The sequence below is a fragment of the Stenotrophomonas sp. 57 genome (assembly GCF_030291075.1).
GTDB lineage: Bacteria > Pseudomonadota > Gammaproteobacteria > Xanthomonadales > Xanthomonadaceae > Stenotrophomonas.
This window is the reverse complement of record NZ_CP127407.1, coordinates 4,076,408-4,096,147: the sequence shown is the minus strand read 5'-3', so window position 1 is coordinate 4,096,147 and position 19,740 is coordinate 4,076,408. Positions and strand designations below refer to the sequence as shown.

The following is a 19,740-nucleotide window of genomic DNA, read 5'->3' as shown; positions in this document are numbered from 1 at the left end:
CAAGGACGGATTCACGGCGTCCCCGCACTCCGACACCGCCCCACCCAACCACGGAATGCACGCTGTTGCCGTTGCTGTTTCTCCGGCTTGTAGCGGGTGGCAGGGCGCAGCCCTGCAAAGAAACCCTACCCCCGCGGTCGGCTGCGCGAGGGCACCAGTGCGAACGTATCCACCGCCAACTTCTCGGCATGGTTCAACCACGCACGGATCTCCAGATCGTCCACTTCGTGGTCCAGCCCGAACGATACGTTGATCTTGCCGTTGGCATCGGGCTGCACCCACTGCTGGGCCAGCACCACCTTGCGCTGCGACGACACCGCCTCGATCCAGAAACCGCGATCCGGGCGCGTGCTCGCCACCAGCTGCAGCATGTACTGGCCGGCGCGGGTGCGGCGGCCCTTCTGCGTGATCATGTGCGCCTGGCGCACGCTCGGGCGCGGGCCCTGGAAGGCGTCCAGCGGCGCATCCACGGCAATGCCGCCACGCAGGTCGTTGTCGCGGTAGAGCTTGATGCCGTTGTCGCGGTTGACCAGCAGGGCGCACCAGTCGCCATCGGCCGAGCCGTCCTCGAACGCGGTACAGCGGTCGACATAGGCCAGGGTGTTGTCCGGGTCGGCATCATCGAACTGGCGCGAGGTGTTTTCCAGATACACCGACTTCAGACCCCAGTCCTTGTCGTACTCCAGCAGAACCGGTGGCTGCACATGCTGCAGACCGACCACCACCTGGTCGTCGCCGTCGATCTTCAGTTCGCGGGTCGGTTCACCCAGCCACAGCGAACGGGCGAAGGCCAGATACTGGGGGTAGTCGCGGCCACCGTCGCGGCGTGCGGCGACGCTGGCGCTCGGCGCGCGCTTGTCATCCAGCAGCGAACGGCCGAAGCCCATGGTCTGCAGGTTCGGGTCGAGCAGGCTGAGCAGGGTGGCGCCGGAATCCAGCGTTGAACCGTCTTCCACCGCCAGCTGGCGAGGGGCCACGCCGTCGCCGAGGAACAGCAGCAGGTTTTCGCGCTTCTGCTTGGCCAGCACATGGCTGAGGTCGTTGGGCATCGCCAGATGATCGGAAGCGATCACGATCAACGTGTCCTTGCCATACGGGCTGGCCTGGATGCGTTCGACCAGTTGCGAGATCAGTCGATCGGTGCACTTGAGTGCATTGAGCAGGCCGATGTTGCCGTACTGGCTCTGGTAGCGCTCGCCCTTGCACGACACTGGCAGGTGCCCGGCCGGGTGATGGGTATCCATGGTCAGCGTGGTCAGCATGAACGGCGAACCGGCGCGCGAAAGTTGTTCGAAGCGCTGGTAGGCGGTGTCCAGCAGCACATCGTCGTGCACGCCCCAGGCCGAGTAATGGATGCGGCCGATCTTCTTCTGCTGCTCGAACCAGGCCAGGTCATGCACTTCATCGAAACCGTGGCTGGCCAGGAACTGGCCCTTGCCGGCGAACTGGCCGTTGGCACCGCCCAGATAGTGGTTGGTGTAGCCCTGCTGCTTCAGGTAGTCGCCCAGGCACACTGCCTTGGGCAGGAAGCTGCCCATGCGGTCCATGCTGTTCTCGTCGCCCTGCGAGGTGGTCAGCGGCACGCCACACATCGACGACACCAGCCCGGCGATGGTCCAGCCGCTGCCTTCGGCCGAGGCCAGGCCACGCACGTCCAGCGACTGGCTGGCGAGGCGATTGAGATTGGGCATCAGGCCCGGGAACACGTCCTCGTCCAGATAGGTGCGTTCCAGGCTTTCGCCGTAGATCCAGACGATGTTGCGCGGGCGCTGCAGCGGCTGCGTCGGCACCTGGTATTCGGGTGCGATGCGGGCGAAGTCGACCGGGCGCAGCTGCTGGTACAGGCGCTGGCCGTCGCGGGCCAGCGGGCTGATCATGATCGTGGCCACCCACACCGCAGCGAAGCCCGCGAACCAGGCAGCGCCGTGGCCGGGCCGGCGCCAGCGCTTCACCCGCGTGGCGAACAGCGGCAGCAGCGAGACCAGCGCCAGCACGATGAAGCCGGCGATGTAGCCCTTGAAATCGGAGACACCGGCGCCTTCCATGTCGGCGCCCAGGTGGTACAGGGTGGCGGCATTGAGCCCATCACCGGACAGCTTGTCGATCAGCCACCATGCGCTGAGCGTGAGCAGCAGCAGGGAGAACGCACCGGCCTTCCACCACACCCACTTGTCGGACGCGAGGAACAACCAGCACAGCAGCAACAACGACAGCAGCAGTATCCAGAGCATAGGCAGCTTCGGCAGTGACGGGGTGGTGGTGATGGACGTCGTACCGACGCGTGTCCATCCGACCGGCGCTGCCGCAAGCACATGCATGTGACAGGCCGATGACCCGATAGTGCATGCACGAACCTGACTGAAATGTTTGTTGAAATGACGCGCGCGGGATCGCGCTCAGAAGGTAAAACGAGCGTGAAAGCCTGCGTTGGATTGCATTAAAAAACCGGATGAATACGGGATTTTTCGATGAGGCGCTAGCGATGTCCGCGTTCTTCGCGTGCCCGCGCGCGACGGTCGAACAGCAGTGCACTGGTCACGATGCCGAGGCCGAGCACCACGCCGATGAACAACAGAATCAGCGCAATCAGCGGGTAGCCGAACAGATGCCAGCCGGTGTCGATCTTCATCATCATTGCGGCGGCCATGATCAATGCCGCGCTGATGATGCCGGCCGCGACGCGGTTGGCGATCTTCTGCAGGTTCTCCATAAGCCGCGATTCCTCCAGCCCGGTCACCTTCATCTGCAGGCGGTTCTCGGCCAGCAACGCCATGATGTCCGACAGCTTGCGCGGCCCATCGCGCAACAGCTGCTGCAGCTCCATCGCCTCGCTGGCGATGTTGGCCGCAGACAGTGACTTCTTCAGGCGGGCGCGCATCACGTGCTGCAGCTGGCGCTCGACGATGCGGCGGGTATCCAGCTCGGGTGCCAGCAAGCGGCATACGGTTTCCAGGTTGAGCAGTGCCTTGCCCAGCAGGCTCAGTTCCGGCGGCGTGCGCAGCCCGCAGGCGGTGGCGATGCGCACCATGTCCAGCACGACGCGGCCTTCGGAGAACGTGCCGCTGGCGGCGTAACGCGCGATCAACTGGCCGGTCTCGCGCAGGTAACGTTCCTCGTCGAACGCCTCCAGCCGCGTGCTGATGCTGATCAGGTCGTCGGCCACTTCCTCGCCACGGCCATCGACGGCGGCGAACAGGATCTTCAACAGGCGCTCGCGCAGGCGCGGCGGCATGTGCGCGACCATGCCCAGGTCGAAGATCGCCAGACGGCCATCGGGCATCACCCGCAGGTTGCCCGGATGGGGGTCGGCATGGATCTCGCCATGCACGAAGATCTGGTCCAGGTAGCCGCGGATCAGCGCGGCCGCCAGTGGATCCATCGATTGCTCGGTGCGGCGCACATCGGGAATCGCATCCACGCGCACGCCGGTGGCCAGTTCCATGGTCAGCACGCGCTGGCTGCTGTAATCCCACAGCGGCTGCGGAATCCACAGGCGGCGGAACGGCTTGAGGTGGCGGCCGAAGCGGGCCAGGTTCTCGGCCTCGGCGTGGTAGTCCAGCTCCTGCATCAGGGTCTTGGCGAACTCGTTGAGCCAGTCGCGCAGGCGCACGCGGCGGCCGACCTGGGTCAGGTGGTCGGCGGCCAGCGCGAAGCTGCGCAACGCCTCCAGGTCCGAGCGCAGCTGCGCAGCCACTTCAGGCTTCTGCACCTTCACCGCCACCTGGCGGCCATCGTGCAGCACCGCGCGATGCACCTGCGCGATCGAGGCGCAGCCCAGGGGTTCAGGGTCGAACGAGGCAAACAGCTTGTTCACCGGTGCGCCCAGCTCCTGCTCGACGATCGCGTGGATGCGTTCAACCGGGATCTCGGCCACTTTCTCCTGCATGCGTTCCAGTGCGGTGGCGAACTCCACCGGCACCATGTCCGGGCGCGTGGACAGCATCTGGCCCAGCTTGACGAAGGTGGGCCCCAGCGCTTCCAGGTCGCTGACGAACTGCTCCGGGTTGCCGTCTGCGGGAACGTCGGCCGGATTGCCCGCGGCATCCAGGTTCATGCCCGAGAACACGCCTGAATGGCGATAGCGCATCAGCAGGCGCAGGATCTGGCTGCGCCGGTTCATGCCTTTGACCAGCGGAGGATTGCCATTGGCGGTGGACGGGTTGCTCAAGCGGAACTCCCATGCGGCAAAGACGGTCGTGCCGGCCGTTGGCCGGCAGTGTCCGGGTTCCGCAGTGTCGCCGGGGGGCGGTAGGCACGCAGTGAATCCACCCGCTTCCGCAGGTACCCCGGTATCGGTCAGAATCCGCCCATTCCCTCTTTGGATGTGCCATGGCCGGTGCCAGCCTGTTCGCCCTGCTCGACGATATCGCCTCCCTGCTCGACGATGTCTCGGTCCTGACCAAGGTCGCGGCGAAGAAGACCGCTGGTGTACTCGGCGACGATCTGGCGCTGAACGCGCAGCAGGTCACCGGGGTCAACGCCAACCGCGAACTGCCGGTGGTGTGGGCGGTGGCCAAGGGCTCGCTGGTCAACAAGGTGATCCTGGTGCCGGCGGCACTGGCGATCAGCGCGCTGGAGGCCTGGCTGCACAGCCGCGGCTGGAACGTGCCGCTGATCGTGCCGCTGATGATGATCGGCGGTGCCTTCCTGTGCTTCGAGGGTGTGGAGAAGCTGGCGCACCGCTACCTGCATTCCTCCGACGACGATGCCGAGCGCCAGGCCGAGCGTCGCAAGGCGCTGGCCGATGCGCAGGTGGACATGGTCGCGTGGGAGAAGGACAAGGTGAAGGGCGCGATCCGCACCGACTTCATCCTCTCGGCCGAGATCATCGTGCTGACCCTGGGCGTGGTCGCCACCGCACCGTTCACCAACCAGCTGATCACCCTGGCCGTGGTTGCGCTGGCGATGACGGTGTTCGTCTACGGGCTGGTCGCGGGCATCGTGAAGCTTGATGACGTGGGCCTGTACCTCTCGCGCAAGGGCGGGGCTGTGGCGGCCTTTGGTCGCGGCCTGGTGGCCTCGGCGCCGTGGCTGATGAAGTTCCTGTCGGTGGCCGGCACCATCGCCATGTTCCTGGTGGGCGGCGGCATCCTGGTGCACAACGTGCCGGCGCTGCACCATGCGGTGCAGGCATTGGGCGGCGAAGGGCAGTGGGGCTGGCTGATCAGTGCTGCGGCCAACATGGTGGTCGGCATCATCGTCGGCGCCATCGTGCTGGCGGCGGTGACCGGGTTCCAGACGCTGCGCGGGAAGTAATCTGTAGAACCGAGCCCACGCTCGGCTGTTCTACGGCGCTGGACGCCGCCGCCCGAGCATGGGCTCGGGCGCTACAGCGTCCGCATGCTGGATCATCACCCCGCCTGTACCCGGTTCTTGCCCTGCCGCTTGGCGGCATACAGCGCGTCATCGGCGCGGCGCAACAGGGTCTCGGTATCGTCGCCGGGCTGCCATTGCGCCAGCCCGGCGCTGAAATGCACCGGCACGCGCTGGTCCTGCACGGTCAGCACGCGATGTGCCAGCGAACGCTGCAGGCGCTGCACGGTGGCCATGCTGTCGGCGCCCTGGGTTTCCGGCAGTACCAGTACGAACTCATCGCCGCCCAGCCGCGCGATGCCGTCGGTGGCGCGCAGCAGCAGCTTGCACACGGACACCAGGTGCTGCAGCAGCGCATCGCCACCCGCGTGCCCGTGCGCGTCGTTGGTCTGGTGGAAATCATCCAGGTCGATCACCGCCACGCCCAGTGGTGAGTTGTTGCGCGCGGCGCGCGCCAGCTCGCGCTGCAGCAGTTCGTCCAGGCCGCGACGGTTCAGCGCCTGGGTCAGCGGATCAATGCGTGCCAGGTCTCCGGCGGCACGCAGCTCCTGCTCAAGCTCGGCGATGCGTTGCTCTGCACGTTCCACTTCCTGCCGCGCATTGGCCAGGTGATCGCGCGCCTGTGCGGCCTGCTGCTGCACCTTGCCGGTGTCGCGCATCACGTCCTGCAGCAGCTGGTTGAGGTCGGCGATGCTGCGCGCCTCGCGCAGCTGCAGCGCGTAACTGCCGATGCGATCGTGATATTCACCGGTGCTGGTGGCCATGCCATCCATGCGCTCGATGAACTCGCCCATCAACCCGCGCATCGCGGCCTTCGAATCGTCGATGCCCTGGCGCAGCAGGCCCTGCTTGTAGATCACTTCGCGCAACTCGGCGCGGGTGCGTTCGACCGCTTCGGCTTCCAGCGGACCATCCAGCAGCTGACGCACCGCGGCGATCTGGCCCTGCAGCCAGCTGCGGTCGTCCAGCAGCTCGCTCACGTTCTCCAGCAACAGCGCGAACAGCTCCAGCAGCAGCGCCTGCTGCTCCTGCCAGCTTTCGGCGCGCACGCCAACCTGGTAGCCGAGCTCGCGCACGCCCTGTTCGATGGGTTCCAGTGCCGTGCCCGGCTGCCACTGGCGCAGGCGCGTGGCCAGCGCCTGCGCCTGCTCGCGCAGGTCCGGGTCGTGCTGCAGCAGGGCCACCACCGCGCCGCCCAGCAGCAGCCGCAGCTGCTCGGACAGGCGCAGGCTTTCCGGCTGCCCGTCCGGCGAATGCTGCTCGATGGTGCGGATGTACTTGTCGATCAGCTGCCGCATCGCGCGGCCGTAACGTGGCCAATCGGCGCTGGCCTGCGCCGACTGCAGGCGGTCGCCCATGTCGCCCAGCTCGCCGGGCAGGGTGGCCATGCCGTTGGCGAACGCCGCCAGCAGCGGTTCCGGCGCGTCGGCACCGGCGAACAGCTGCTGCAGGGCCACGCCACCGCCGCCCTGCAGCACCACGCGGTCGCCCAGGCCATCGTCCACCACCGCGCGCACGCGTGCCGGCGGCCCAAGGGCAGTACCGGGGGCAGGGCGGTGGTCGGGCTGGTCCGTCATGGAGCGAATCCTGGGGCTGGCAGGGGGCAGGTTCCAGCATATCGGCGCGGCTGCCGATGGCTTGAACGGCTACGATGGGCGACAGGATGCCGCAGTGGAGGTGGTGATGCGCGTGATGTTGCTGGGGGCGACCGGCCTGGTCGGTGGGCTGACCCTTCCCAGGCTGCTGGACGACCCACGCTGCAGCGCCGTGGTGGCGCCCACCCGCCGCCCGCTGGGGTTGACCCGCGGGAAGCTGGAGAACCCGGTGCTGGCCTTCGATGCGTTGCCCACCTCGCCCGAATGGGCGCGCGTGGACGCGGTCATCTGCGCGCTGGGCAGCACCATTGCCCAGGCCGGCAGCCGCGAGGCCTTCCATCGCATTGATCATGACTACCCACTTGCGTTCGCCCGCCTGGCACAGGCGCAGGGTGCGCAGGCCTATGTGCTGAATTCCGCCGCCGGTGCCAACCCGCAGTCGTCGATCTTCTACAGCCGCGTGAAGGGGGAGCTGGAGCGTGACCTGCGCGCGCTGGGCTTCAACTCGTTGACCCTGGTCCGCCCAGGGCTGATCGGTGGGGAGCGCAGCGAGGTGCGCCGCGGTGAGCGCCTCGCGTTGAAGGTGCTGGGCGCGCTGGGGCCGGTATTGCCGCGGGCGTGGCGGATCAATCCGGCCAGCGAAATTGCCAAGGCGCTGGTCGAGGCCGCGTTGGCCCCGCAGCCGGGCGAGCACGTGGTGGCATCGAGCGCGCTGGTCGGCTGATGTCGCGTGCGCTGCGCCTGACCCAGTTGCTGCAGCTGCTGCGCCGTCATCGACGTCCGGTGGCCGGGCAGGCGCTGGCCGACGCGCTGGGCATCAGCCTGCGCACGCTGTACCGCGATATCGAGACCCTGCGCGAGCAGGGCGCTGACCTGCGTGGCGAGGCCGGCGTCGGCTACCAGTTGGCGCCGAGCGATACCTTGCCTCCCATGACCCTGCCACCGGCCGAGATCGATGCGCTGGTGCTGGGCCTGCGCTGGGTCGCCGCCCGCACCGAACCGGCGCTGGCCGAGGCCGCACGCGACGCCCTGGCGCGTATCGCGCATGTGTTGCCTGCAGCACGGCGCGAAGCGCTGCGTGACAGCGGCCTGCGCGTGGGTCCCTCGCGTGCGGCAGCCAAGGTGCCGGCTGCGCGTCTGCAGGCCGTGCGTGAAGCTGTGGGTTCGCAGCAGCGCTTGAAGTTCGCTTACGAGGACGCGCACGGCCAGCGCAGCGAGCGCATCGTCTGGCCGTTCGCGCTGGGTTACTTCGATGAAGTACCGATGCTGGCGGCGTGGTGCGAAAGCCGCGGGGACTTCCGGCATTTCAGGCTGGACCGCATCCGTCAGGTGCGCGTGCTGGAGGATCGCTATCGGGTGCCACGCGCCACCCTGCTGCGACGCTGGCAGAAAGCGCAGGGCATCGCGCCGGACTGGTTGGATCGCTCATGACCACAGCAACAGCGGGACGCGGGCGCGGGTAGAGTCGACTGTTAGTCGACTATCGCGCGCAGCGCGGGGTTTCAAGCAGGCTGAAGGAAGAGCAGTCGACTGACAGTCGACTCTACCGACAGTCGACTATCGCGCGCAGCGCGGGGTTTCAAGCAGGCTGAAGGAAGAGCAGTCGACTGACAGTCGACTCTACCGACAGTCGACTCTACTGACAGAATCTGTCAGCAGGCCCGTACCACCATGAAGGCTCCCAACAACGGAGCCTCCCCATGTTCACGCCCAGCACCCTGCTGCAGTACGTGCGCGACATCGCCACCAGCGCCACTTTCTACAGCGGCATCCTCGGCAAGCCGCCGGTCGAACAGTCGCCCGGGTTTGCGCTGTTTCTGCTCGGCGATGGCGCCGCACTGGGCCTGTGGCAGCGCGACGATGTGCAACCGCCGGTGTCCGCGCAGGCCGGCGCCGCGGAACTGGCGATGGTGGTCGCCAACCCCGACGTTGTGCAGCAGACGCACGATGCGTGGCGCGCGCTCGGTGTGCACATCCTGCAGGCACCGGTGACGCTGGAATTCGGCCATACTTTCGTCGGCGCCGATCCTGATGGGCACCGCCTGCGTGTCTACAGCCGCGCCGAGGGTATGGTCGCTCGCGATTGATCGCGGGCATTTTGTGGATCCACGCGATGCGTGGATGCGGGCACAAGAAAACGCCGGGCAGTGCCCGGCGTTTCTCCAATTCATGTGCCAACCAAGGTTGGCACCCACCGATCAGCTGGATCAGCTGGCCAGCGCCAGGTCGTCCATCATCGCGCGCAGGAAGCGGGCGGCTTCACCACCCGTAGCCGCGCGGTGGTCGAAGGTGACCGACAGCGGGATTACCTTGTGCGCTTCCACGCCGCCCATCACCGGGGTCATCTGGTGGCGGGCACGGCCGGCACCGACGATGGCCACGCACGGCGGCACCACGACCGGGGTCGCGTAGCGGCCGGCGAACATGCCGAAGTTGGACAGCGAGATGGTGTAGCCGCTCAGTTCCGAGGCGGCGATCGAACGCGATTCCACCTGCTCGCGCAGGCGATTGACGCCTTCGCGGATGCCGCGTGCATCGAGCATGTCGGCATTGCGCAGGGCCGGCACGAACAGGCCGTCGTCGGTGTCCACGGCGATGCCGATGTCCACCTGGGCGTGCAGGGTGCGGGTCAGCGCTTCACCGTCGAACCAGGCGTTCATGGCCGGCACCTTCTGTGCGGCAACGACGATGGCGCGAACCAGGCGGGCGGTGACGTCGTTGCCCGGCAGCCAGGCGTGGATGTCGGCGTCATCGTTCAGCGTGGTCGGCACGACCTTGCTGTGCGCGTCGGCCATGACGCGCGCCATGTTGCGGCGCACGCCCTTCAGCGGTTCCGGCTGACCCTTGGCGACCACGCCCGGCGGCTGGGTGCGCATCGGCTTGCCGGCGGCGGACAGCGGGGTGCGCGCTTCGCTCTGCACCGGGGCAGACACCTGCGCCGGGGCTGGCGCGGCATAGGCGGCAGCAGCGACCGGTGCCGGAGCAGCGCCGAGCTTGGCACTGCCGTTGGCGGCGGCCTGCTTGACGTCGGCCATGGTCACGGCGCCATCGGTGCCGGTGGCCGGCACGCGGCTCAGGTCCACGCCCAGCTTGCGCGCCATCGCACGCACGGCCGGCACGGCCTTGACGCCACCGACGGCCAGCGCCTGCTCGGCGTGCACGGCATTGGAGCTCTGCATCGCGCCGACCACGGTACCCGCGTCATCGCGCTCGGCTGCGGCGGGCTTGGCTTCTTCCGCAGCGACCGGCGCGGCCGGCAGCGGCGGCGGGGTCGGTGCGGCAGCCGGCGCCGCCGGTGCGGCGTGGCCGTGGCTGTGGCCGGTGTCCTGGCCATCGGCGCGCTGCGGCAGGTTCGGGTCCAGTTCGAAGCTGGCCAGCACCGAGCCGGTCGGGATGATGTCGCCGGCGCCGCCGGACAGCTTCAGCACCTTGCCGGAGAACGGCGAGGGCACTTCCACCACGGCCTTGGCGGTCTCCATCGAGACCAGCGGCTCGTCCAGCTTGATCACATCGCCTTCCTTGACGAACCACTCGACGATGGTCGCGTCCGGCAGGCCTTCGCCCAGGTCGGGCAGGTTGAAGTTCTTGGTCTGGCTCATTTGCAGTTCTCTTCCAGCAGTTCCAGTTCGCGGGCCGGCAGCCAGCCCGTCGCGCCATTGGCGCGCTCGGACCACCACCACCCACCGTGTTCGTGATGAAGCTTCACCATCTCGCCACTTTCCACATCCAGCTCGCGGGCATCGTAGTCGCACAGGGCTTCGGCGCGACCCTCGTCCAGCAGCTGCAACCAGGCGATGGGCGCCCATCCAGCGCGCCCATCGTTGGTGCGTACCCAGGCAAACGCCGGCCATTCCTCGTCACGGACACCTACTTCGACGATCTGGCCGGTGTGGAACCGGAGCGGGTTGGGATACTGGCTGCGGTAAGCCCCCAGAAGGCGGGCCCGCATGTCAGCCGGCCGCCACCGCGCGCTTGGCCGCCGCCACGATCCGCTCAACGCTCGGCAGGTACTTCATTTCCAGGCGGAACAGCGGAATGTGGGTGTCGTAGCCAGTAACGCGTTCGACGGGCGCCAGCAGGTCGTAGATCGATTCCTCGGCCAGGCGCGCGGCGATCTCGGCGCCGAAGCCCGCGGTCTTCGGGGCCTCCTGCACGATCACGCAGCGGCCGGTTTTGGCCACCGATTCGGCGATGGTGGCGAAGTCCAGCGGGCGCAGCGTGGCCACGTCGATGACTTCGGCACTGATGCCTTCCCCGGCCAGCTTGTCGGCCGCTTCCAGCGCTTCCTTCACCTGTGCGCCCCAGGTCACCAGGGTCACGTCGGTGCCGTCGCGCAGCACGAAGCAGACGTCCAGCGGCAAGGCTTCGCCGTCGTTGACGACTACTTCCTTGTACTGGCGATAGATGCGCTTGGGCTCCATGTAGATCACCGGATCCGGTTCGCGGATCGCAGCCAGCAGCAGGCCGTACGCACGCTGCGGCGAGGACGGCAGCACCACGCGCAGGCCCGGCACGTTGGTGAAGATCGCCTCGTTGGCTTCGCTGTGGTGTTCCGGCGCGCGGATGCCACCGCCCCACGGCACGCGCAGCACCATCGGGCAGTGCAGGCGGCCACGCGTGCGGTAGCGCAGGCGTGCGGCGTGGCAGACGATATGGTCGACCATCGGGTACATGAAGCCGTCGAACTGGGCTTCGGCCACCGGCTTCATGCCCTGCGCGGCCAGGCCAATGGTCAGGCCGGCGATGGTGGTTTCATCCAGCGGGGTGTCGAGGATGCGTTCGGAGCCAAAGCGCTGCTGCAGGCCGGCGGTGGCGCGGAACACGCCACCGTTGACGCCCACGTCCTCGCCCAGCACCAGCACCGACGGGTCGTGCTCCAGCTCCCAGGCCAGCGCCTGTGTGATGGCTTCGATGAGGGTGATCGGCGTGGTGGTCATGCTCTCTTCTCCGCGCGCGACAGCAGCGCTGTCGGCGGCGTTGGTGTGCGCGCCGGGCGCGCCGTTCTTGATCTCATCCATGGCGCTTCTCCAGGGCGATCGCCTGGGCGCGCTGGGCCAGCAGGTCCGGCGGCGGATCGGCATACAGGAAGTCGAACATCGCCTCGACCGGCTGCACCGGCGTGTTGAGGTACAGGTTCACTTCTTCGTCCACGCGCGTGCCGCACTCGGCGATCCAGGCGGTTTCTTCTTCTTCGCTCCACACGCCGGCGGCGGTCAGGTACTTGCGCAGGCGCAGCATCGGCTCGCGCTGCCAGGCATCCTTCACTTCGGCGTCGTCGCGGTAGCGGCGCGCGTCATCGGCGGTGGTGTGGTCGGACAGGCGGTAGGTCATCAGTTCCAGCACGGTGCCACCGTCGCCGGCCAGCGCACGTTCGCGCGCCTGCTCCATCGCCGCCAGCACCGCGATGAGGTCGTTGCCGTCCACCTGCAGGCAGTGCAGGCCGCCGGCCAGGCCCTTCTGCGCCAGCGTCTCGGCGCCGGTCTGGGCCGAACGCGGGACCGAGATGGCCCAGCCGTTGTTGACGATGCACAGGATCAGCGGGAGCTTGTAGGCGCCGGCCGAGTTCAGTGCAGCGTAGAAGTCGGTCTTGGAGCTGCCGCCGTCGCCGCACACGGCCACGGCGATCTGCGGTTCCTTGTTGAGCTTGAACTTCAGCGCGGCACCTGCGGCATGCAGGCACTGGGTGGAGATCGGCACGCAGAACGGGAAGTCCTTGGCTGCGTCGCCGCCGTAGTCGTTGCCGCGCTCGTCGCCGCCCCAGTACATCAGCACGTCGTGCGGACGCACGCCACGCATGAACATCGCGCCATACTCGCGGTACGACGGGGCGAACACGTCGTCCTTCTGCATTGCGGCACCGATGCCCACGTGCGCGGCTTCATGGCCCAGGCAGGCGGCATAGGTGCCGAGCTTGCCGGTGCGCTGCAGCGCGATGGATTTGCTGTCGAACGTGCGTACGTACAGCATCTGCTTGAACAGCGGTACCAGGACCTTGGGGTCGCGCAGCGACGCGGGCAGGTCATCGCGGACGAGCTTGCCGTCCGCGTCCAGGTACTGCAGGTATTCGATCTTGAATTCAGCGGCAACCGTCATTGCGTACTGCACCTTCGACAGAGAAGTTACAAATGATATGAATCCCCATGTTAAGGAACGCGTACGGAATAGCCTTCCTGCGCCGCAACACGGCGATTCCCCGTTTTACCCCTGCCGGCGGGTGGGGGGCCAATAACAACAACGTATTCAGTCGTTGCTGCAAAGCATCAGAATACGCCTCTGGCTGACCGCCAGTACAACGGCATGGGCGGTTCCACGCGCAGGCCCGGCATCGGCCGATGCTCCACGGCCAACCGGACGCCCCGGTATGGACGTGGCGGCTGCCAGCATGGCGGCAACGCGCTACCCTTGCCGCCCCCGATCTGGCCGCACCCATGTCCGTCGACAACAACCAACGCGATCTCGAAGCCGGCATCCACACCGACCTGCAGGGGCGCCTGACCTACGGCGGCTACCTGCGGCTGGACCAGCTGCTCAGCGCGCAGCAGCCGCTGTCCAACCCGCCGCACCACGACGAGATGCTCTTCATCATCCAGCACCAGACCTCGGAGCTGTGGCTGAAGCTGCTGGGCCACGAACTGCGGGCCGCGATCGGTTTCCTGCAGCGCGATGAAGTCTGGCAGTGCCGCAAGGTGCTGGCGCGCAGCAAGCAGGTGCTGCGCCAGCTGACCGAGCAGTGGTCGGTGCTGGAAACGCTGACCCCGTCCGAGTACATGGGCTTCCGCGACGTACTGGGTCCTTCGTCGGGCTTCCAGTCGCTGCAGTACCGCTACATCGAGTTCCTGCTGGGCAACAAGAACGCGCAGATGCTGCAGGTGTTCGAGCACGACGCGGTGGGCCAGGCGCAGCTGCGCACCGTGCTGGAAGCGCCCAGCCTGTACGAGGAATTCCTGAAGTACCTGGCCCGCTTCGGCCACGCCGTACCGGCCGTGTATGAAAACCACGACTGGACCCAGCCGCATGTAGCCGACGACGCACTGCAGCCGGTCTTCGAGCGCATCTACCAGGACACCGACCGCTACTGGCGCGAGTACGCGCTGTGCGAGGACCTGGTGGACCTGGAGACCGCCTTCCAGCTCTGGCGCTTCCGCCACATGCGCACGGTGATGCGGGTGATCGGCTTCAAACGCGGCACCGGCGGCTCGTCCGGGGTCGGCTTCCTGGCCAAGGCGCTGGAACTGACCTTCTTCCCCGAGCTGTTCCAGGTGCGCACCAGCCTGCAGGCCGGACCCCCGCCAGCACAGGGCTGATCCGTATTCAGCTTGGATCCCGACCCTTGGCTGGATCGTTTCAGATGCAAGTTCAGCGAGCAGGCCGGCACCTGCCTCAAACGGCGTGTATTTGACGTGAACGCCAGAAGTCGGTGATCCTCGCGCGTTGCTCCAACTGCACAGCGGACGTGCTCGTCATCCACCGAACCAGGAAACCCGCATGAGCGTAAACGCCACTGCGAACACCCCAGAGCCGGCCCTGCCGGACTTCAAGACCACGCTGGGCCATCCGCGCCCGCTGTGGATGCTGTTCATGACCGAGTTCTGGGAACGCTTTGCGTTCTATGGCATCCGCTGGGCCTTGGTGCTGTACATCGTCGCCCAGTTCTACAACGGCAGCGCTGCCGGTGAAGGCGACGCCAGCCGCATCTATGGCGCCTACCTGGCCCTGGTGTACGCCGCGGCGATCTTCGGTGGCTACGTGGCCGACCGGGTGCTGGGCTACCAGCGCTCGATCCTGACCGGCGCGATCATCATGGCCGCCGGCCTGTTCATGATCTCGCTGCCGCAGGAGCACATCTTCAAGCTTGGCCTGGCCACGATCATCGTCGGCAACGGCCTGTTCAAGCCGAACATCTCGACCATGGTCGGCAAGCTGTACGGCCTGAAGGACGAGCGCCGCGACTCGGGCTTCACCATCTTCTACATGGGCATCAACATCGGCGCGATGATCGCCCCGGTGCTGACCGAGTACCTGGCCCGCAAGGTCTTCGGTACCTCGGAAATGCCGTCGTACAAGGTCGTGTTCATCGCCTCGGGCGTGGGCATGCTGATCTCGCTGGTGTGGTTCTACATCGGCCGTGCCGGCCTGAAGGGCATCGGCGCACCGCCGGCCGGCGCTGAAGGTTTCGGCCGCATCATCATGGTGCTGATCGGTGCCGTGGTCGCCATTCCGATCGCCTACTTCCTGCTGGCCACCGGTGCCACCGCGCTGGCCTGGATCCTGGGCGCGATGTTCACCGCGCTGGCCGTGGTGCTGCTGGTGGAGGGCATCCGCGAGGGCAAGGTGCAGCGCGACCGCGTGATCGCCATGCTGATCATCTTCGCCTTCAACGTGATGTTCTGGATGTTCTTCGAACAGGCCGGCAGCTCGTTCACCTTCCTGGCCGAGAACATCGTCAACCGCCAGTTCGGTGACTGGACCTTCCCTACCGCGTGGTTCCAGTCGGTCAACTCGGTGGCGATCATCACCCTGGCGCCGATCATCGCCTGGATCTGGGTGGCCATGGGCCGTGCCAATCCATCCATCCCGCGCAAGTTCGGCCTGGGCCTGCTGTTCAATGGCGCCGCCTTCGCGCTGCTGATGTTCGCCCTGTCGCAGATGGTGGTGGACGGCAAGATCCCGTTCTGGACCCTGTTCATGGTCTACGTCATCCAGTCGATCGGTGAGCTGTGCCTGTCGCCGATCGGCCTGTCGATGGTGACCAAGCTGGCCCCGGTGCGCCTGGTCGGCTTCGGCATGGGCGGCTGGTTCCTGTCCACCGGCATCGGCAACAACCTGTCGGGCATCTTCGCCGGCGTGGTCAGTGGTGAAGGCGGCATGACGGTCGAGTCGGCCCTGAAGGGGTATACCTTCGGGTTCTGGGCCCTGATCGGCTCCGGCGTGGTGCTGTTCCTGATCGCCCCGCTGATCAACAAGCTGATGCACGGCGTCAAGTAACGATGAGAGGGTAGAAGGCATGCGCATGAAGCTCGGTGGAGCAGTGGTGGTGGTCTGTGCGGCGCTGATCGGCGCCTGTTCCCAACCGCAACCGCCTGCCGCCGCCGAGCCCACGCAGCCCCTGGATACCCGACCCACCGAGCCACCGGTCGCTGACCCCAGCGAGCCGGTGGCCTCGGGCAACACGCCGGTGGCGGCGGATATCGCCGCCATCGCCGGGCTCGGCGCGCAGTTCGACCCGGCCCGCGACCCCGCCGATGATCTGGCCACCGCCAAGGTGGAAGCCCAGCGCGGCAGGAAGCGCATCCTGCTGGAGGTCGGCAACGCCGCCTGCGACCGCTGCCATGCGCTGGATGAGATTGTGGAAGGCAACGGCGACCTGCGCCGCTTCCGCGATGCCCACTTTGTGTGGGTGAAGGTCAACGCCAGCGACGAGCAGCCCAACACGGCCTTCTTCGCCCAGTTCCCCGAGATGGAGCGCGACTATCCGCGCCTGCTGGTGCTCGATGCCGATGGAAGCCTGCTGGTGTCGCAGGCCACCGGTGAGCTGCGCCGGGGCGAGGCGTTCCAGCCTGCGCGGGTGAGCGCCTTCCTGAAGCAATGGGCACCTGACCGGTAGTGCCGGCCGATGGCCGGCAGGGTGGGTCGGGACTGATGCCGGGTCGCATCCACGCATGGCGTGGCTCTACTGTGGGTGCGGTCACATTCCCGGAAGCGGCATCTCAATTTCGCTACGCGCTCGCCGCTACCGGCAAGGACCTCAGTCGACATCCCGTCGATGCACCCTACCGGAACGCCCATGCACAGCGACCACGCCGAACGATTGCCCGAACCCGCCAGCGACCTGGCCGAGGGCGGAGCAGGCGAGGGCGTGACCCTGCCGCCGCAGGAAGCGCTGCTGGATGACGCCGGTACCGGCGAGGACGCTGTTGAACTGGCACCGCCCCGCCACCGCCTGCCGCAGATCGCGTTGCCCGACAACGTGGTGCTGAAGGGCGCGGTACAGAAGCTGGTCGAGCAGAAGTCCCGGCTCGACGCATTGGCCGCCGACGGCCAGCTGGCCGGGCTGTTGCCGCCGGAATGGCAGGGCCCCGGCGTGCGTGCAATCGAGCTGTCCACCTTCATCCAGGGGGTGCTGCCGTTCCTGCAGCCGGGCGAGCGTGGTGAGACCGCTCCCGCGCGCCTGCCGGTGCGCCATGTGCTGGGCGACGACAGCCGTTGGGGCCTGGACGATGTGTCCGAACCGAAATCGCTGGCCTGGTACCTGGCCAGTGACGAACGCGCCACCGCTGGCAGCAAGGACGTGGCGGAAGCCTACCTGGTGGGCGCGCTTGGCCTGGCCTGGATGCAGGAAGGGCGCAGCCGCCCCGGCTTCCTGCGCGCGATGGGCCAGGACAGCCTGGCGGCGCGGGTGACCATGCTGGGCTATCCGCCGGCCAACGAACTGGCGCTGTACAGCGTTACCGCACATGGCCAGCAACAGATCTGGTGCGTGCATGGCCGCCGCCGCATGCGCCCGCTGGTGGCGCCCTGGCTGAGCGTGCCGCTGCTGACCGCCTACGGCGTGCCGGCACCGGTGGCGTGGCCGTCCAGCTTCCCCCCGGTGGACGCCGTGGCCGAACTGCTGGCCACCGCACGCCTGGGGCGCGCGCTGCCCGAAGTGGATCTGGCCAAGGCGGTGGCAAAGATTGCCGAGGATGCCGCGTCGCAGGCGTGGCAACCGGTCAGCCTGCTGCAGCTCAACACCTGGTCGCCGCGCTGGCACTTCTTCCTGGGCACCTTCGTCGGCCTGCCGTCGCTGTTGCTGGTGGCTGCGGCGCTGGCGTTGCCGGGGGCGGTCGAAGCGGCCACGGTTGCCGCCTCGCTCGGCTTCGCCGGTGGCGCCATCGCGGCGCTGGCCGTGCCGTGGATCCACGCGCGCCGCAAGCATCTGAGCTGACCCCGCGCACGCCGGGGTCGGATCCCTTTCCGCAGGAAAGGGCTCTGACCCCACCGAAGCCACACCGGCGCGTCGCCATCCACGCATGGCGTGGATCTACCAATCGCCGCGCTCGGCATGGTTACGCCCCTTCGCCCATCCGTTCCAGGCCATCGCCGGCCAGGCGCAGGATCAGCTTTTCCAGCAGCTGCTCCTCCTCCTCGCTCAGCACCGACATCAGCTTGCGGGTGATCTCGATCACCATCGGGGCGATGGTCTCGTACACCTCGAAGCCAGCCGCCGACAGCGCCAGCACCGAGCGGCGGCGGTCGTCGCCGTGGGTCTCGCGCTTGATGAAGCCGCGTTCCAGCAGGCGGGCCACGGCGCGGCTTACCGCCACCTTGTCCATCGCCGTGCGGTCGGAGACCTCGCTGGCCGAGGAGCCCGGATACAGCGCCAGGATGGTGATGACCCGCCATTCGGGAATCGCCAGACCGTAACGATCGCCGTATAGCTTGGCGATGTTGCCGCTGACCCGATTGGACAGCACGCTCAGCCGGTACGGCAGGAACTGTTCCAGGTCGAGCAGGACGTGCGAGGCACGCAGGCGGGTCGAGGCGGGATCGGGGCTCATGTTGCGGTGCACCTTGCTGGTGGTTTCAAGTGTAACTATAAGGGGTAGGTCCAGACCCTGCATTCTCGCCGGGTCCCTACCTGCCCGCACCTGGTTTGTACCGATGCGGTACCGATTCGGAGCCACGCCATGAATACCGCAGTCCCGACCGCCTCGCACCCCAACCCCGGCATGCAGGTCACCACCTTCGAGAACCCGATGGGCATCGACGGCTTCGAGTTCGTCGAATTCGCCGCCCCGGCCGGTCGTGGCCGGGAACTGCACGAGTACTTCCGGAAGATGGGCTTCAGCGCGGTGCTCAAGCACAAGCAGCGTCCGATTACCGTCTATCGCCAGGGCGACGTCAACTTCCTGGTCAATGAAGACCCGGATTCCTTCGCCGCCGACTTCGCCGAGAAGCACGGTCCGTGCGCCTGCGGCTTCGCCATCCGCTTCAAGAAGCCGGGCCAGGAGGTCTATCAGACCGCGCTGGGCAACGGCGCCGAAGCCATCGCCTTCAAGCCGGACAGCAAAGCGGTCAGCGCGCCGGTCATCAAGGGCATCGGCGACTGCATGCTGTACCTGGTCGACCGCTATGGCAGCGCTGGCAGCATCTACGACGGCGACTACGAGCCGATCGCCGGTGCCGACCTGCACCCGGTGGGCTTCGGCCTGACCTTCATCGACCATCTGACCCACAACCTGTACTTCGGCAACATGCAGCAGTGGTCGGACTACTACGAGCGCCTGTTCAACTTCCGCGAGATCCGCTACTTCGACATCAAGGGCCTCAAGACCGGCCTGGTGTCCAAGGCGATGACCGCGCCGGACGGCATCGTGCGCATTCCGCTGAACGAATCGTCCGACCCGAAGAGCCAGATCAACGAGTATCTGGATGCGTACAAGGGCGAGGGCATCCAGCACATCGCCTGCTTCACCGAGAACATCTACGAGACCGTCGAAGCCATGCGCGCGCAGGGCGTGGATTTCCTCGACACGCCGGAGACCTACTTCGACGTGATCGACCAGCGCGTGCCGAACCACGGTGAAGACGTACCGCGCCTGGCGAAGAACAAGATCCTGATCGATGCCGATCCCGAAACCCACCAGCGCAAGCTGCTGCAGATCTTCACCCAGAACTGCATCGGCCCGATCTTCTTCGAGATCATCCAGCGCAAGGGCAACGAGGGCTTCGGCGAAGGCAACTTCACCGCGCTGTTCGAGAGCATCGAGCGCGACCAGATCCGCCGCGGCGTGCTGTAAGGTCATCAGCAGCGCCGGGCCAGTCCCGGCGCCTGCCCCTCTGTAGAGCCGAG

17 protein-coding genes are annotated in these 19,740 nt (G+C 67.1%); 9 read left to right on the top strand and 8 right to left on the bottom strand.

The annotated features are described in order from the left end of the window. Positions 1-125: 125 nt before the first annotated feature. Together QP512_RS18840 and QP512_RS18835 are read right to left on the bottom strand one after the other, a co-directional pair. The gene (locus QP512_RS18840; protein WP_286070214.1) at positions 126-2,231 is read right to left on the bottom strand and encodes a phosphoglycerol transferase I; all 2,106 of its coding nucleotides are present in this window, start codon (positions 2,229-2,231) and stop codon (positions 126-128) included. 245 nt (positions 2,232-2,476) lie between these two features. Then, positions 2,477-4,168: an AarF/UbiB family protein gene (locus tag QP512_RS18835; protein WP_345783091.1), complete on the bottom strand. Its 1,692-nt coding sequence runs from the start codon at positions 4,166-4,168 to the stop codon at positions 2,477-2,479. A 161-nt stretch (positions 4,169-4,329) separates the two neighbouring features. Here QP512_RS18835 and QP512_RS18830 point away from each other — a divergent pair, with 161 nt between their 5' ends. Continuing rightward, positions 4,330-5,256, top strand: coding sequence for a DUF808 domain-containing protein (locus tag QP512_RS18830; protein ID WP_286070213.1), 927 nt, complete (start codon positions 4,330-4,332; stop codon positions 5,254-5,256). A gap of 95 nt (positions 5,257-5,351) precedes the next feature. Here the strand turns inward: QP512_RS18830 and QP512_RS18825 are convergent, their stop codons facing one another. After that, the gene (locus QP512_RS18825; protein WP_286070212.1) at positions 5,352-6,890 is read right to left on the bottom strand and encodes a GGDEF domain-containing protein; all 1,539 of its coding nucleotides are present in this window, start codon (positions 6,888-6,890) and stop codon (positions 5,352-5,354) included. Between the two features lie 106 nt (positions 6,891-6,996). On the opposite strand from QP512_RS18825, the gene QP512_RS18820 reads away from it, so the two are divergent. The 3 genes from QP512_RS18820 (at position 6,997) to QP512_RS18810 (ending at position 8,995) form a co-directional block, all read left to right on the top strand. Next, complete coding sequence (locus tag QP512_RS18820; protein ID WP_286072069.1) at positions 6,997-7,632, top strand: NAD-dependent dehydratase; 636 nt, start codon at positions 6,997-6,999, stop codon at positions 7,630-7,632. Further along, positions 7,632-8,339: a YafY family protein gene (locus QP512_RS18815; protein ID WP_286070211.1), complete on the top strand. Its 708-nt coding sequence runs from the start codon at positions 7,632-7,634 to the stop codon at positions 8,337-8,339. The genes QP512_RS18820 and QP512_RS18815 overlap by 1 nt, the downstream gene beginning before the upstream one ends. A gap of 269 nt (positions 8,340-8,608) precedes the next feature. After that, positions 8,609-8,995 (top strand): VOC family protein, encoded by a 387-nt coding sequence (locus QP512_RS18810; RefSeq protein ID WP_286070210.1) that lies wholly within the window; start codon positions 8,609-8,611, stop codon positions 8,993-8,995. Positions 8,996-9,115: 120 nt separating this feature from the next. Here QP512_RS18810 and QP512_RS18805 read toward each other — a convergent pair whose 3' ends face one another. From QP512_RS18805 to pdhA, 4 genes are read right to left on the bottom strand one after another with little or no spacing between them, the layout of a single operon-like run. Further along, positions 9,116-10,507 carry a dihydrolipoamide acetyltransferase family protein gene (locus QP512_RS18805; protein WP_286070209.1) on the bottom strand — a complete coding sequence of 464 codons (1,392 nt, stop codon included), beginning with the start codon at positions 10,505-10,507 and terminating at the stop codon, positions 9,116-9,118. Further along, positions 10,504-10,857 carry an SH3 domain-containing protein gene (locus QP512_RS18800; RefSeq protein WP_005411349.1) on the bottom strand — a complete coding sequence of 118 codons (354 nt, stop codon included), beginning with the start codon at positions 10,855-10,857 and terminating at the stop codon, positions 10,504-10,506. The genes QP512_RS18805 and QP512_RS18800 overlap by 4 nt, the downstream gene beginning before the upstream one ends. A gap of 1 nt (position 10,858) precedes the next feature. Then, a complete protein-coding gene (locus tag QP512_RS18795) occupies positions 10,859-11,926 on the bottom strand; it encodes an alpha-ketoacid dehydrogenase subunit beta (RefSeq protein ID WP_019338598.1) in 1,068 nt (355 codons plus the stop codon). After that, positions 11,919-13,001, bottom strand: a complete 1,083-nt coding sequence (gene pdhA / locus QP512_RS18790; protein ID WP_286070208.1) for a pyruvate dehydrogenase (acetyl-transferring) E1 component subunit alpha — start codon at positions 12,999-13,001, stop codon at positions 11,919-11,921. The genes QP512_RS18795 and pdhA overlap by 8 nt, the downstream gene beginning before the upstream one ends. 335 nt (positions 13,002-13,336) lie before the next feature. On the opposite strand from pdhA, the gene QP512_RS18785 reads away from it, so the two are divergent. From QP512_RS18785 to QP512_RS18770, 4 genes are all read left to right on the top strand, one after another. Then, positions 13,337-14,212 (top strand): tryptophan 2,3-dioxygenase family protein, encoded by an 876-nt coding sequence (locus QP512_RS18785; protein ID WP_286070207.1) that lies wholly within the window; start codon positions 13,337-13,339, stop codon positions 14,210-14,212. 181 nt (positions 14,213-14,393) lie between these two features. After that, positions 14,394-15,893, top strand: a complete 1,500-nt coding sequence (locus QP512_RS18780) for an oligopeptide:H+ symporter (RefSeq protein ID WP_286070206.1) — start codon at positions 14,394-14,396, stop codon at positions 15,891-15,893. A gap of 19 nt (positions 15,894-15,912) precedes the next feature. Beyond that, the gene (locus tag QP512_RS18775) at positions 15,913-16,512 is read left to right on the top strand and encodes a thioredoxin family protein (protein WP_286070205.1); all 600 of its coding nucleotides are present in this window, start codon (positions 15,913-15,915) and stop codon (positions 16,510-16,512) included. Between the two features lie 180 nt (positions 16,513-16,692). Next, a complete protein-coding gene (locus QP512_RS18770) occupies positions 16,693-17,832 on the top strand; it encodes a hypothetical protein (RefSeq protein ID WP_286070204.1) in 1,140 nt (379 codons plus the stop codon). A gap of 121 nt (positions 17,833-17,953) precedes the next feature. On the opposite strand, the gene QP512_RS18765 is transcribed toward QP512_RS18770, so the two are convergent. Further along, on the bottom strand, positions 17,954-18,445 hold the full coding sequence (locus QP512_RS18765) for a MarR family transcriptional regulator (RefSeq protein ID WP_286070203.1): 492 nt from the start codon (positions 18,443-18,445) through the stop codon (positions 17,954-17,956). A gap of 129 nt (positions 18,446-18,574) precedes the next feature. Here QP512_RS18765 and hppD point away from each other — a divergent pair, with 129 nt between their 5' ends. Beyond that, positions 18,575-19,687, top strand: coding sequence for a 4-hydroxyphenylpyruvate dioxygenase (hppD, locus tag QP512_RS18760; RefSeq protein WP_286070202.1), 1,113 nt, complete (start codon positions 18,575-18,577; stop codon positions 19,685-19,687). The last annotated feature ends 53 nt before the right edge of the window (positions 19,688-19,740 follow it).